The sequence below is a fragment of the Bacillus sp. RK1064 genome (assembly GCF_051488405.1).
Lineage (GTDB): Bacteria > Bacillota > Bacilli > Bacillales > Bacillaceae > Bacillus.
In genome coordinates, this window is record NZ_JBPSCZ010000001.1 from 2,572,229 (window position 1) to 2,585,928 (window position 13,700).

The 13,700-nt window shown below is 43.6% G+C and carries 16 protein-coding genes; 10 read left to right on the forward strand and 6 right to left on the reverse strand.

Annotation, left to right across the window (positions count from 1 at the left end):
- The first annotated feature begins 18 nt into the window (after positions 1–18).
- From ACSSTM_RS13130 to ACSSTM_RS13140, 3 genes are all read left to right on the forward strand, one after another.
- A complete protein-coding gene (locus ACSSTM_RS13130; RefSeq protein ID WP_106038299.1) occupies positions 19–1,476 on the forward strand; it encodes a sucrose-6-phosphate hydrolase in 1,458 nt (485 codons plus the stop codon).
- A gap of 187 nt (positions 1,477–1,663) precedes the next feature.
- A complete protein-coding gene (locus ACSSTM_RS13135) occupies positions 1,664–1,918 on the forward strand; it encodes a hypothetical protein (RefSeq protein WP_008359596.1) in 255 nt (84 codons plus the stop codon).
- Between the two features lie 75 nt (positions 1,919–1,993).
- Positions 1,994–2,485 carry a hypothetical protein gene (locus tag ACSSTM_RS13140; RefSeq protein ID WP_034660397.1) on the forward strand — a complete coding sequence of 164 codons (492 nt, stop codon included), beginning with the start codon at positions 1,994–1,996 and terminating at the stop codon, positions 2,483–2,485.
- Between the two features lie 53 nt (positions 2,486–2,538).
- Here ACSSTM_RS13140 and ACSSTM_RS13145 read toward each other — a convergent pair whose 3' ends face one another.
- Both ACSSTM_RS13145 and ACSSTM_RS13150 read right to left on the reverse strand, forming a co-directional pair.
- Entirely contained in the window at positions 2,539–3,348 is an 810-nt protein-coding gene (locus tag ACSSTM_RS13145) for a bifunctional hydroxymethylpyrimidine kinase/phosphomethylpyrimidine kinase (RefSeq protein ID WP_034660396.1), read from the reverse strand.
- A 126-nt stretch (positions 3,349–3,474) separates the two neighbouring features.
- Positions 3,475–3,780: a general stress protein gene (locus ACSSTM_RS13150; RefSeq protein WP_034660395.1), complete on the reverse strand. Its 306-nt coding sequence runs from the start codon at positions 3,778–3,780 to the stop codon at positions 3,475–3,477.
- 128 nt (positions 3,781–3,908) lie between these two features.
- On the opposite strand from ACSSTM_RS13150, the gene ACSSTM_RS13155 reads away from it, so the two are divergent.
- Together ACSSTM_RS13155 and ACSSTM_RS13160 are read left to right on the forward strand one after the other, a co-directional pair.
- Complete coding sequence (locus ACSSTM_RS13155) at positions 3,909–4,736, forward strand: glycosyltransferase family 2 protein (protein WP_034660394.1); 828 nt, start codon at positions 3,909–3,911, stop codon at positions 4,734–4,736.
- Positions 4,733–5,413 (forward strand): uracil-DNA glycosylase, encoded by a 681-nt coding sequence (locus tag ACSSTM_RS13160; RefSeq protein ID WP_420734973.1) that lies wholly within the window; start codon positions 4,733–4,735, stop codon positions 5,411–5,413. Before ACSSTM_RS13155 ends, ACSSTM_RS13160 begins: the two co-directional genes overlap by 4 nt.
- 33 nt (positions 5,414–5,446) lie before the next feature.
- Here the strand turns inward: ACSSTM_RS13160 and ACSSTM_RS13165 are convergent, their stop codons facing one another.
- Complete coding sequence (locus tag ACSSTM_RS13165) at positions 5,447–6,805, reverse strand: aldehyde dehydrogenase (RefSeq protein WP_437404204.1); 1,359 nt, start codon at positions 6,803–6,805, stop codon at positions 5,447–5,449.
- A 170-nt stretch (positions 6,806–6,975) separates the two neighbouring features.
- Here ACSSTM_RS13165 and ACSSTM_RS13170 point away from each other — a divergent pair, with 170 nt between their 5' ends.
- From ACSSTM_RS13170 to ACSSTM_RS13180, 3 genes are all read left to right on the forward strand, one after another.
- Positions 6,976–7,308, forward strand: coding sequence for a YwdI family protein (locus tag ACSSTM_RS13170; RefSeq protein ID WP_034660391.1), 333 nt, complete (start codon positions 6,976–6,978; stop codon positions 7,306–7,308).
- 33 nt (positions 7,309–7,341) lie between these two features.
- A complete protein-coding gene (locus ACSSTM_RS13175) occupies positions 7,342–8,649 on the forward strand; it encodes a purine/pyrimidine permease (protein ID WP_034660390.1) in 1,308 nt (435 codons plus the stop codon).
- A gap of 70 nt (positions 8,650–8,719) precedes the next feature.
- Positions 8,720–9,091 carry a DUF423 domain-containing protein gene (locus ACSSTM_RS13180; protein WP_003215282.1) on the forward strand — a complete coding sequence of 124 codons (372 nt, stop codon included), beginning with the start codon at positions 8,720–8,722 and terminating at the stop codon, positions 9,089–9,091.
- Positions 9,092–9,132: 41 nt separating this feature from the next.
- Here the strand turns inward: ACSSTM_RS13180 and ACSSTM_RS13185 are convergent, their stop codons facing one another.
- From ACSSTM_RS13185 to ACSSTM_RS13195, 3 genes are all read right to left on the reverse strand, one after another.
- A complete protein-coding gene (locus tag ACSSTM_RS13185; RefSeq protein ID WP_034660389.1) occupies positions 9,133–9,750 on the reverse strand; it encodes a cupin domain-containing protein in 618 nt (205 codons plus the stop codon).
- 130 nt (positions 9,751–9,880) lie between these two features.
- Positions 9,881–10,423, reverse strand: coding sequence for a spore coat protein GerQ (gene gerQ, locus ACSSTM_RS13190; RefSeq protein ID WP_420734971.1), 543 nt, complete (start codon positions 10,421–10,423; stop codon positions 9,881–9,883).
- Positions 10,424–10,646: 223 nt separating this feature from the next.
- The gene (locus tag ACSSTM_RS13195; protein ID WP_223249932.1) at positions 10,647–11,312 is read right to left on the reverse strand and encodes a YIP1 family protein; all 666 of its coding nucleotides are present in this window, start codon (positions 11,310–11,312) and stop codon (positions 10,647–10,649) included.
- Between the two features lie 184 nt (positions 11,313–11,496).
- Here ACSSTM_RS13195 and ACSSTM_RS13200 point away from each other — a divergent pair, with 184 nt between their 5' ends.
- Entirely contained in the window at positions 11,497–12,267 is a 771-nt protein-coding gene (locus tag ACSSTM_RS13200; protein ID WP_420734970.1) for a glycosyltransferase family 2 protein, read from the forward strand.
- A gap of 6 nt (positions 12,268–12,273) precedes the next feature.
- Positions 12,274–13,686 (forward strand): capsular polysaccharide export protein, LipB/KpsS family, encoded by a 1,413-nt coding sequence (locus ACSSTM_RS13205; RefSeq protein WP_034660386.1) that lies wholly within the window; start codon positions 12,274–12,276, stop codon positions 13,684–13,686.
- The last annotated feature ends 14 nt before the right edge of the window (positions 13,687–13,700 follow it).

The window sequence follows — 13,700 nt, forward strand, 5'->3', positions numbered from 1 at the left end:
CAAGGAGTGGTCACAGTCATGACAACAACTGACGCAGCACTTCGTCAAAAGGTAGCAGACCGTATTCGAAACTATGAGCATTTGGTGAAAAAAGATGTGTACCGTCAGCATTTTCATTTAATGCCGCCAGTTGGTCTTTTAAATGACCCGAATGGGTTGATTCAGTGGAAAGGGGTTTACCACGTTTTTTATCAGTGGCAGCCATTCAAAACGGGACACGGCGCAAAATTTTGGGGCCATTACACATCGACAGATCTAGTGAATTGGCAGCACGAGGAAGCCGCCCTTGCCCCAAGTGATTGGTTTGATCAAAACGGCTGTTATTCTGGCAGCGCAGTCATTGACGATGGACAGATGTATGTGATGTACACTGGAAACGTTCGCGATGAACAAGGAAACCGTGAGACATATCAATGTTTAGCTGTTTCAGAAGATGGCATTCATTTTCAGAAAAAAGGTGTCGTGGCGACGCTGCCAGAAGGATTCACCGCCCATTTTCGTGATCCGAAAGTATGGAAGCGAAATGGCCAGTGGTACATGGTTCTTGGTGCACAAAGCCTGGACCTGAAAGGGAATCTCGTCTTGTTTACCTCTGATACTTTAGACAATTGGACGTTTCAAGGCATGATTGCTGGCAGTGGAAAAAATGGATTAGAGGATTTCGGTTATATGTGGGAATGTCCAGATCTATTTGAATTAGATGGCCGGGATGTATTGATTGTGTCGCCGCAAGGGCTCAAGCCGGATGGCTTAAAATATCATAATACACATCAATCAGGCTATTTTGTTGGGAGATTGGATGATCATACCTATCAATATACGCACGGAGCGTTTGAGGAGCTGGACCGCGGCTTTGACTTCTATGCGCAGCAAACCTTTCTAGACGAATCAGGCAGACGTCTTTTAATCGGATGGATGGGGGTGCCTGATCAAGGAGAAGAGCATCATCCAACGATTTCGTATCAATGGATACACTGCCTCACGATCCCGAGAGAGCTGCGTTTAGATGATAACGGACATCTGATTCAAAAACCAGTCACTGAACTCCAGGCGATGAGAACCAATGAACAAGAGAATGTTTTTCATATCAAACGCTCCGTCCAATCGATTCCTGTAGATGATATTACAAGCGCAGAGGTATTCATTGATCAAATTGACACACAAAAAGGGTTTGAATGCTGTATTCGAGCGGCAGCCCGTATTATTTATGATAAAGATGAAGGGAAACTGACATTAGAGCGAGATCGATTTGAAGATCGATCAAAAGAAGTTCGTGAAGTAGCAATAGAGGAATTACACGATCTTCACATCTTTATCGATGCATCGTCGATTGAGATTTTTGTAAACGGAGGCCGAGAAGTATTTACTGCACGTTACTTTCCTTCCCCGGGAAATAAATCAATCTCGATCAGTGGCAGAAATGAAACAAAGCTGAAACTGAAAACATGGCATTTACAAAGAAAAGCAGATCAATGATCTGCTTTTTCTAGTGAAATCCGCCCGTATCTTAGAGCCTATAACGTGTATATACAAGGGTGGCATGAAGCGGTTCGATGACGTTTTACATATATGATAACAAGTGGAATTATGGTATCATTTTAAAATATATACAGCTGAGGCTGACGTTTATCCAAATGCGGTAGGACAAAAAGGGGTTGTTTACTTGAATTCAAAACAGCAGCCGACGACTAGAAAACGCTTGGAGACAATGGCAGATCATGTTGAAGATAAACGTGAAGAATATAAAGAATTGCTCATTCAAGTCCAATCTATTCTCGGTGAACCTTCTCTAGAGCAGGAAGAATTAAAAGAGAAGCTGTCAGATACGTATAAACAAATGAAAGAATATGCCTTATTTGTTGAATCCATTGAAGCCTTTATTCGAAAAATGGCGAAAGAATCTGATCAGCAAAAGTAGGTATTCCTGTATGGATAAAAGAGTGTACCCAGACGCGGGTATGCTTTTTTTCATGAAATGAAAGGGTGACGTCAATTGAAGATAGAAACGTATATTTATTTGGAGGACAAGAAGAAGTTTGTACCCATTGATGATATTGAAAAGATCAAAACATTCGTTGCTACGAAAGGAGATTTTATGGAACAGGGGTTTACAAACCTTGAAGGAACAATTACGTTCGATCATGGGAAAAAGGGGAAAATAGAGGATTTCGAAAATCCAGATTCTATTGAAGAGTTGTGGCATTATTATAAAAATGTATTAGTAGATTACATGGAAGAAGGGTACGGAAAAATTTATTATCCAAGTTTACCCCTAGAAATACAGTTGGAGAGAAAATCCGATCGAGAAATTATGTTATCACTTGAAAATCAGATATTGGTGGCCGACTTTAAAGAGTTTGTATATCAACTCATTGAATCAGGTCGTCAATTTATCGAGTTTTTAAAAGTGATTACGGGAAGACCTGATGATAGTGATTTACGTGATGAATTTGAGAGAATAGAGAAGGTATACAAGAGCTTGTAAGTACAAACAAAACCCGATTCGCCCATTAACAAGGCGAATCGGGTTTTTCTGTTCTATTTGTCAACACGATGAGCAGAATGCTTTGTTGGTCCGATGTATTCATTTAGCTGGAAAGAGCCTTTGATGGCAGCTGTGATGAATTCTTTTGCTGCATAAATGGCTTCTTTCACGTCTGAGCCGTTTGCCAGTTCAGCTGTGACTGCTGCTGAGAATGTGCAGCCTGCGCCGTGTGTGTATTCTGTGTCGATCTTATCTGTTTCAAGGCGTTCGAAGGTTTGTCCATCATAAAGCAAATCGATCGCTTTATCTTGGCTTAGCTTACCGCCTCCCGTGATGACCACATACTTGGCACCAAGTTCGTGAATGCGTTTTGCCGCTTCTTCCATTTGTTCAATCGTTTTGATCTCACCGATTCCGCTTAATTGACCTGCTTCGAAAAGGTTAGGCGTGATGACGGTTGCCAGTGGTGTGAGTTTTTCGCGCAGTGCTTCAGCGTGCTCTGGGTAAAGGACTTCGTTCGCACCCTTACAAACCATAACAGGATCAATGACGACATTTTTTAGGTCGTATGTTTTGATAGTGTCAGCTGCAAGTTCGATCACGTCGACTGTTGGGAGCATACCCGTTTTCAGTGCATCTACCCCAATGCCTTCTACAATGGTAGAGAGCTGCGCACGAATCGTCGCCGTATCAATTGGAAACACCTGATGATCCCAATGGTTATGAGGGTCCATTGCAACGACAACGGTTAAAGCTGTCATCCCGTAGACGTTTTTTTCTTGAAACGTTTTTAAATCTGCTTGGATACCTGCACCGCCGCTTGAATCCGACCCTGCGATGGTGAGTGCTTTATTCATAGACATAGTTGCTGAACCTCCAATGTGATGTGTAACAGTTACTGTTCTATCCCTTATTATAATCAGCTTTTCCGTTTATCACAATGAAACGACATAAAAAAGCGTTCCACCCTAGGAAGAACGCCTTTCCCCTTACCTTTTACAAATCACCAATTTTCCTTTTTTCAGTTCGTCTAAAAGTGTTAAGGCTAATTCCTGATCCGCGCCAACCGACATCATTTTGGCCATGAGCTCGTCATCCCGGGTGCGGATGACATTGGCGATTTGATCTAAAATCCCTTGATCGACCGCTGTCATGCTTTTGGCATTCGTATGCTCTGTGACGGTATCAGAGCGTTCTGGATCGTACGCAAAAACGAAAATATCATCCTTTGCTGAATGTATTTGTTCAATGGTCTGTTTGGCTTCTTTGCTATTTTCTACTGTGAAGTATTCCATCGTGATCACTCCTTTTCATCAAAAATTCCCATTTTCCCGTCACATCAAACCGCCTTTTATATCATGAGAAGAACGTCATTTTATGTTTTAATGGAAAAAGACGAATTTATTAAAGGAGTAAGCTGAATATGAAGATTTCCTTATTAATTGTGACACATAACCGGCTCAGCGCACTGTGTGAGCTGCTTGAATCCATTACGAGACAAACTGTACAGCCTTTTGAAATTGTGGTTGTGAATGATGCAGGAGAGCGAGTCGACATCATCCAGGAACTCTACTCTGAACTTCCGATCCGCTTGATCCATTTAGATGAGAATGTCCAGCATGTGAATGCTAGAAACGTGGGGGTGCGGGAGCTGACAGGCGATGTCATCATGCTGAGTGACGACGATGATTATTTTACACCTTGTCATATTGAACGTATGAGTAAGGCGCTGGAGGACGCCGATTTTGTCTTTTCTGATGCAGAAATTGTGTCATTTGAAGAAAAAGGCGCGACCCGTTTCCCGGTGTCGAGACGTTTATTTGCTTATACAGCAGCTATTGAGGATATGCGTGTTTTTTCTACCTATGTTCCTTCCGGCAGTATGTACAAACGCTGTATACACGATGAGATTGGCTACTTTGATCCAGCGATGCATCATTATTGGGACTGGGACTTCTTTTTGCGTGTATCACAGCATGCCCGTGTCAAACGAGTGCCAGCTGCCAGCGTGATCTATGCGTTTTTTGACGGCGGTGGGAATCAGTCTAGTGATCTTGGTGAAACAAGGAAGAACTACTTAGATGATCTAAGTGAAAAGCATGAGCTGGGTGACCTGCCGACAGCTAACTTTGCTGTCTTATTAGAAGAACCAGCGATGAAAAAACGAGAATCAGAGAGTGATATTGTGTGGGACGGAAAACCGATGATCTCCAGACTAACGCAGCAGATAGAAGGAGGAGAACCCCAATGAAGCCATTTTTAAATGATAGCTGGTGGGCTGTGATGAAAAGTGAATTTGAACAGCCGTATTATCAGGAATTACGTGAATGGATGAAGGAAGAATATCGCACGCAGACCGTTTTTCCGAAACCGGATGACGTTTATCGTGCGCTTCATTTGACGTCTTATGAAGAGGTCAAAGTGGTGATTTTGGGACAAGACCCTTATCATGGCCCAGGTCAGGCACATGGATTAAGCTTTTCTGTTCAGCCTGGCGTGAAGCATCCGCCCTCATTGAGAAATATTTTTCAGGAGCTAAAGGATGATCTTGGCTGTCCTGTTCCAAATCATGGCTCACTTGTGAGCTGGGCAGAGCAGGGTGTGCTGCTCTTAAACACTGTGCTGACCGTGAGAAAGGGCGAGGCGAACTCGCATAAAGGCAAGGGCTGGGAACGTGTGACAGACCGTGTCATTGATGTGCTGAATGAACGTGATCAGCCCGTCGTTTTTGTGTTATGGGGAAGACATGCTCAAAATAAGAAAGAACGCATTGATCAAAACAAGCATTACATCATTGAGTCACCTCATCCAAGTCCTTTTTCTGCAAGAAACGGCTTTTTTGGCAGTCGTCCGTTTTCAAAGGTAAACGCGTATTTAAAGCAAATGGAGATCGAAGAAATCAACTGGTGTATCCAAGGTATTGAGTGAAAAGAGGACGAGGGGAGAGCCCCTTCGTCTTGTTTATTTTAAAAATTTACGAACCAAGTCGAGTCCGTTTTTCGCATTTGGATAACGGAAGGAAAAATCGAAGCGATAGGTTTGGCGCAGGACGCTTTTTTCATGTGTAAAAGTAAAGAAGCTTTCTTTCCCGTGATATCGTCCCATGCCGCTTTCGCCCACGCCTCCGAATGGCAGGTAAGGAGTAGCGACATGCATGAGCGTGTCATTGATACATCCTCCGCCAAATGAGAGATGGTCTAGGATATAGGCTTCTGTTTCTTTACTTGTTGTAAATAAGTAAAGAGCAAGCGGCTTCGGCCTTGTTTTGATCATATGCGCTGCCTCATGCAGAGAATCAAAGGTCATGACAGGCAGAATCGGTCCGAAAATTTCCTGCTGCATGACGGGATCTTCCCATGTGATGTGGTCTAAAATGGTCGGAGCGATTTTGAGCTCGTGTTCATTGCGCTGTCCACCCGTGACAATCGTTCCATTTGAGAGGAATTGTGAGAGTCTGTCAAAATGACGCTGGCTGACATTTTTCCCAAAGTGCGGATGTGTTTCAGGGTGTTCACCATAAAAGTCCCGGATACAAGCTGTCATTTCCCGCAAAAGGTCCTCTTTAATGGACTCATGAACGAGCAAATAGTCTGGCGCAATGCATGTTTGCCCTGCATTGGTGAATTTGCCGAAAGTGATTCGCTTCGCCGCTAGTTTGATGTCTGCATCAGGCATGACGATGCAAGGGCTTTTTCCGCCAAGCTCAAGTGTGACAGGTGTCAAATGCTTTGCGGCGGCTTCCATGACGATTTTGCCGACTGCCACACTTCCTGTAAAGAAGATATAATCAAAGGGCAGTTTCAGCAGCTCTGTACTGACATCTACACCGCCTTCTACGACAGCTGCATGGTCTTCTTGAAATACACGTTCCACCATTGCGCTGATTATTTGTGAGACTTGCGGCGTCAGCTCAGACGGTTTTAAGATGACGGCATTACCCGCAGCAATAGCTCCGACTAATGGAGAAAGAGCCAATTGGAAAGGATAGTTCCAAGGAGCAATGATGAGCACACTGCCGTAAGGTTCTTTGATGATCATGCTTTTCGATCCGATATGAGTCAGAGGTGTTCGCGCGCGTGTTGGCTTTGCCCATTTGTGAAGGTGCTTGATGGTATGATTGATTTCTTCATATACCATCCCAATCTCTGTTGTATAGGCTTCTTGTTCGGATTTATGTAAATCATGGGCTAAGGCTTGTAAAATATCCTTTTCATGCTGTTTGATTTCTGCTTTTAAGTCTTTAAGGAGGCGGATGCGTTCTTGAACCGGCGGCTTTTGAAAGACTTTTTGTTTCTGAAAAAGAGAAGTGAGTTTGTCCATTATTCAATCCTTTCATAGACGATTTTGTTCCTTTTATTATGTGTGAAGGGCTATGACGGGTCAAATAAGAGAGGCGGGAGCGCACTGCTTTGAAAAAATGAACCCATTTGGTTTGTTCATTTGGTAAAATAATGTTGAAAAGAGACTTTTTTAGATTGGAGGGTCTACCCTTGAATATTCATATATCAAGCCTGCTTCAAAAAATGGAGGAAGCGGTTCAAAAGGCGAAACAAAGTGGAAATGATGAAGAGGTGAAACGTCATGTGGCAGCGATTTCTTCACTATGTGAGGTCATTCTCGATGCACCATCACAAGTGCAAATGCCGCAGTCGCCGGTTATCTCGCCACCTTCTTCGATACAGACACCGTCCGCGCCGCCCGTATCCTCAGATCAAGCCATGCTTGAGAAACTGATGGGTGCGAGTGGTGCGAAGAAATTTCAGCATCAAGAAGAGGGGCAAAAAGAGAAGGATGGGAACGGCGACTCTATTTTTGATTTTTAATGGTCTTGTCACGACAAAGGGAAGGTGATCGGTTTGAAACTATTTTTGGGCGCCATTCAGTGGATGGCATTTTTTATCGCAGCTTCTATTGCCGTACCTATTGCGATTGCACAAGCGTTTGAATTGAACCAAGTGCAGTCAGCGGAGCTGATTCAAAGTACATTCTTTTCACTTGGTCTTGTGGCGATGGTGCAGTGTTTATGCGGCCATATGCTGCCGATCAATGAAAGTCCAGCAGGGCTTTGGTGGGGTGTGTATACCCTTTATGCAGGCATGACAGGAACAATTTTTGCGACGTATCCTGAAACCCTGCAAGCCTTACAGGGGGCTTTAATTTTTAGTGCCGCTTTCTTTTTTATTTTTAGTTTATTTAAAATCATTAATTGGCTCGCGTCTTTATTTACGCCAGTCGTCACAGGCATTTACTTGCTGCTGCTAGTTGTGCAGTTAAGTCAGCCGATCATGAAAGGGCTGATGGGCATCGGCTATCGAGGAAATCAGGTGGACGGGCTTGTCTTTTGCTTATCGATCTTGATTATTATCCTTACCTTCATGATCAGCCGCTCAAAATGGCATTACTTAAGGCAGTTTTCTGTGTTATTTGCCCTTGCAGGAGGCTGGCTGTTATTCGCTCTACTCGGGTTGGCAAAGCCGGTTCGAATTCCAGAAAAAATCATCGAGTTTCCGAAGCTGTTCCCATTCGGCATGCCAGTCTTTGACAGTGGATTGCTTGTCACGTCCTTTTTCATTACGATCTTACTCATTGTGAACATGCTGGCAAGTATTCGAATTGTGGAAAGTTCAGTGAAGGCATTTGGTGAACTGCGTGAGCGGAAGAGAGCTCGGCCGGCTGGTTTTGTCGCAGCATTTGGTCACTTACTGAGCGGATTGATCGGTGCCATTGCGCCTGTACCTATTTCCGGAGCAGCAGGATTTATCCAGACAACGAAAATTCCATCGAGAAAGCCATTTTTCATAGGAAGTCTGCTCATTGTACTCATTAGTTTGTTCCCGCTGCTCATGAGCTTTTTCTCCGCACTGCCATCACCTGTGGGGCTTGCTGTAAACTTTGTGGTGTTCTCCTCGATGATTGGGATTGCGATGTCAGAGTTTGATCAGTATGAGAAAGAAGAAATTCCGCGGATTCGCTTTGTCCTAGGGATTGCCGTTTTAGCAGGTGTAGGGGCGATGTTTGTACCGCAGGGAGCCTTGAAAGGCATGCATCCTGTGCTCATTTCATTATTAAGCAATGGTCTTGTTCTAGGTACACTCATTGCGATCGCGGTCGATCAAGTCCTGTTACGAAAGAAAAAGAAATCCGACAATCTCGTGTCAACGTAAAGGGAAAGTTGATTGTCGTCTGTCACCCGCGCTATGATAAACATAATTGACGAGATAAGGAGAATGACGAATGAAACTATTTTTCATTTTAGGTGCGATTAATGCCATGCTAGCTGTTGGACTCGGAGCCTTCGGTGCGCACGGTCTGGAAGGGAAAATCCCTGAAAAGTATATAGAGATATGGAACAAAGGAGTTCAATATCAGATGTTCCATGCGATTGGATTATTTATTGTCGCCTTTCTTGCAGATAAGCTGTCAGGTGTTTCTCTAGTTCCAACCGCTGGCTGGGTGATGCTTGCAGGCATCCTTTTCTTCTCAGGAAGCCTTTACGTGCTGGCATTGACACAGGTGAAGATTCTAGGTGCCATTACCCCAATTGGCGGAGTGGCGTTTATCGCTTCTTGGATCATGCTTGTCATTGCAGCAGCAAAAAATTTATAAGCCAAAAAACCGATGCTCTGAGAGGGGCACCGGTTTTTTTCTTAATTCCAGTAAGGGGCATAGTTTGGCGGGGCTTGATAATAAGGGATGTAGTGAGACGGAGGGACAGGATGCGTTTGTGCCTCCTCTTCTCTGTGGCAAAATGGTCCGATAAACACACTCGGCTTCACAGGCTGCGTCGCCTGTTTCCACTGTGTTTCGTTCATGCAATACGTATGTGCCATGATGTGAGCAGGGGTGAGGGTGAGAAGGTCTGAGCCTAGGATCACTTCTGGCGTAGATGCGTTAAAAATGGCTAACAAATGAGTTCTGTCTTGAAGGGAAACTTCGTAGTGCCACCAGCCTTGAGGTACGTTTGCCACCTGTCCAGGGGTGATGGTATAGGTGTGCAGTTTTTTTGTAAAAGGATTCAGCATCGAGACAGCAGCAGAACCGGCTATACAATAAACAAGCTCTGCGGCATTTTGATGATAATGAGGCTCTACGACTTTGCTTTTACTCAAATATATATCCAGCAGGGATACTTGATCCAACGAGTTTAATTGTTTTTTTCCTAAAACATTAATCAGGTTATGCTGATCGTATTTCACAAGTGGGCTTTGATTCAGATCGTATGAATATTTAACATTCGGTGATGTATAATCCAGCTCAACAGTCATTGATGTCACCTCTAGGCGTTTGATAAAAACTACTAGGCATCTTATGACCAGCGCCCTAGAGGTGTGTCAAAAACCTAGTCAAAAAAAAGCAAGGGCGCCTGCTCCTTGCTTTTGCTATATGTGGCGTTATCTATCTCGGAGAATACGTGGACATGGAGTATGGATAGTCGTATTGAATTTCCCCATCAAATGTAATGTAATCAAGGTAGATCGTTAATAGTAAGTATCGTGTTCCTGTCTTGTTATCACTAATGATAATGTGGTCACGTCCTGCAGCTTCAATGACGCCTCTAAAAATCTTCGAGTTCCATTCCTTACTTGCCTCAAATGTCATATAAATCGTGGCTACCTTGCCGCGGTTCAATCGTAAAATATTTTCAATATAGGACTGCTCAATAGGCAGCTGTCCGGTGACATTCTGCTGATAAATCGGTCCAGAAGGAATTTGATATGGCTGCCCGCCGCCCTGCGTTCCTTGGCCTCCTTGTGAAGTGCCGGTAGATGGCATTGGCGAAAACCCCTGCTGCATTTGTCCTTGCATTTGACCCTGCATTTGGGGAGGGACTGAATAACCCATCTGCTGCGCAGGATACGGATTTGCTCCATATTGCTGCTGGCGAAAATCTTGACCTTCGAAACCCGAACCTTGCCCAAATTGATTTTTCAATTTCATAACGTTCCTCCTCTTTCCTCATGGTGTTCTAAACAGAAGGCGCTTAAGCACCTGTTGTTTCCATAGCATTCTTTCTCTCTTTCACACTATGAGACAGGAGGATGGAATATGTACATTGAACGAAAAAAAGGAACTGCGGTGCAGTTCCTTAGGCGTGGGCAAACCCTCGCGTTCTTTGTCAGGTCTGCGTTTCGTTGCTCACGAATATGATGCTCAACCTTCCTTACATCATCCAATTTACAGCGTGCTGGACATCAAATAAAAGTGTGATGATGACAAAACATACCGCAAGCGGTGTGATCACAATGAAAAAGGCTTGCCATAATCTGAGCTTCATCACAGCGGCAATGCCTAAAACAGTCATTCCAAATATCCACGTCTTTGCATAAGCATCAATCAGTGTCAAAAGATCGAGATAATACCAAACTTCATAATGCTGATCTAAATAAGGTGAGATTTTGACAAACGTATACGGACCAAGCATTCCAATAGTGAAAATCCAACTGAGTGAAAATAAAGCGGAAGGGAAAAAGATCGTCAGCGTGCAGGCTTTGAGCACATCTCGATACGCCGGTTGACTGCCGAAAAAAAGACGCCCTAACCACTTTAGGATGAGTACACCGAAAAATAGAACCAGATTGCCTGCAAGAATACCATATCCCGCTCCTTGTAACAGAATAAAAGGGAACGGAATATGATTGCCCATATACTCGCTAAAATAACCTTCGTAGACCCAGCCTGTACCAGCGATACTTGCAAGGAGCATCATCAGCCAAATTGGAATAGAGGAACGTTGATATGAGCGAATAATCGTTTTTGTTGCGACGAAAATTTTAAAAAATCGAAAAAAACCTTTTGCTTCCTCTTCTTGGGAGTGATCATTCTTCATAGCTTCCAATGTTCTTTACTCCTTTAATACACATAAATGATTACTTATATTACCAAAAAGTTTGCAATTTTCAAAGGTAGATCGATAAAAAAATACAATTTTATAAAAAATAGGTCATTCTACAGTCTCTTTGAGAGGAGACACATATGATAAACATAGTTTGAAAGAGACCGAGGTGAAAACTTTGACAAAAGTAACTGTCATTATGACGAGCTACAACAAGGCGGCTTACGTCGGCAAATCGATTGAAGCGGTCCTGCAGCAGACGCTGTCAGACTTTGAACTATTTATCATGGATGATGGTTCAAACGAAAAAACCCTTGCTGCGATTGAGCCCTTTCGCAAAGATCCCCGTGTTCATTTTATCCAAAGCGGTGTCAAATCGCTGGAGGAGAGAACAGTGAAAACCCGATACGCCGTCCTGATTAATCAAGCATTAGAACTGGCAAAGGGCGAGTATATTTCCTATGCCACAGATGACAATGTCTATGCCCCGGACCGTTTAGAGAAGCTCACTCATTATCTAGATGCACGACCAGGTGAGGATATTGTCTATTCTGCATCGAAAGTAATCTATTTAAATAGCAAAAAAGAGCCAGTAAAGGAAACGATTCGACCTGCGCAAACGGTGCAATGGAATGCACCCTGTGCCATTGATCATTGCTCAGTCGTTCATCGTGCTTCTATTTTATCAAAGATTCAAGCTGAATTTGGGTCTTACTGGGACGAGAGTCCGCATTTTTATCGAATAGGAGATGCCCGGTTCTTTTTTCGATTAAATCATTTTTATCCGTTCTATCCCTTTGATGAAGTTTTAGATATAAATTACATCACAGAACAGTCGATTCACTATCAGCTGGCAGAAGAAGAGAAAAGTGCCTTTATTCAAGCACTTCCTGAGCAGTCTACCTGCTGGGAGCTCCGCCACATATTAAAACAAAGACATGGGAGGTGACCTGAAGTGTCGCACTATATTCATCATTATTGGCAGGTGTACTTTGAGTATGTGAATCTCATGAAGGATTTGTCCTATAAACAAATTCCTCTTGGGTTGATCAGCAATTTCTATCAATATATCAGTCCTGAAGTGAGGGAACGCATGGAGGAGGAAGCATTCGGTCAAGAATTGACAACCGATTGTCCATTGCCGGAAGAGATTCAGCCATTTTTTGATCAACATAAGCAGCAGATCAAGCGAATTGCTTATCGTCCGGCGAATGGAAAGGTATTGCTTCACTTTGAACATCTGCGTTTTACTGAACAAAATTACACGCGGTTCCATACGAGTCAAACGGTGGTGCTCGCTCGCTGGAAGAAGGCAGATTATTTCGGTTTACCCGTCATCAGCAAGCCGGAATTAGCCGGAGAGGTTAATAAAGAAGCCCATGCTGAATATATTGAAAAAGCAAATGCTCTCCTTAAACCTTACGCAAAGCACCCCGTCTTTGGCAATGTCTTTTTTAGAGAAAAGCTTCGGAAGGACATTGTGCAATTTATTGATGTGATTGACCAGACAGAAGTTCTATTTCAGATGGAGCCAATTGCAGCCGTCATTGTGGGGACGACGGAGGATGCTTACAGCCGCGTACTGGCACTGCAAACAGTGAAACGCCAGCTCACGAGCATCTGTCTTCAGCACGGCGCACTTATGGGAGACGAAGCCTTTTTGCCGATTTTCACGACGTGTCATGGGGTGTTTGGAAAGTATGAAAAGGACTGGTATGTAGACAAAGGCTGTCAGCCGGAACAGGTGGAGATCACAGGTCATCCGAGGTTTGATTTGGTGAAGGATCGAACGCCGCTTCAACAGGAACTCATCTTTCGTAAATTGAACTTCAATCCTGCCAAAAAGACCGTGCTTGTGGCAACGCAGCCGTTCTCAGAAGCCTTCTATGGTGATGTTCTTAAAACGATTGCAAAACGGAAAGACATTCAGTTGATCATGAAGCCGCATCCGTGGGAAATTGCCCGAAACCGATTAAATGAGTATGTGTCCATTGAACGAGCTGGAAATCATGTGAGATTGATTAAAAAAGATATCGACTTATATGACCTGCTGCCATATATGGATATGGTCATTACGCTCACATCAACCGTCGGTCTTGAAGCAATGCTCTTTGAAAAGAGTGTGCTGATCGGGAAAATGACAGAAGGCAGAAGATACCCTTATTACGAGTCGCTTGGCAGCTATCATATGGAAAACCCTGTTGAACTGGCTGAGAAAGCCATTCGTATTTTGTCGGATGATCAAGAGATGAAGCTGGCAAAGCAGCAAGGAGCTCAATTCATTAAACAACATTATCCGCATGCGCGATCGACCGATGTTCTGCTTTCTCTGCTTAAAACAAAAACAGGTGTGGATTTTCAGAGATGAAGATAGGGGTGTGC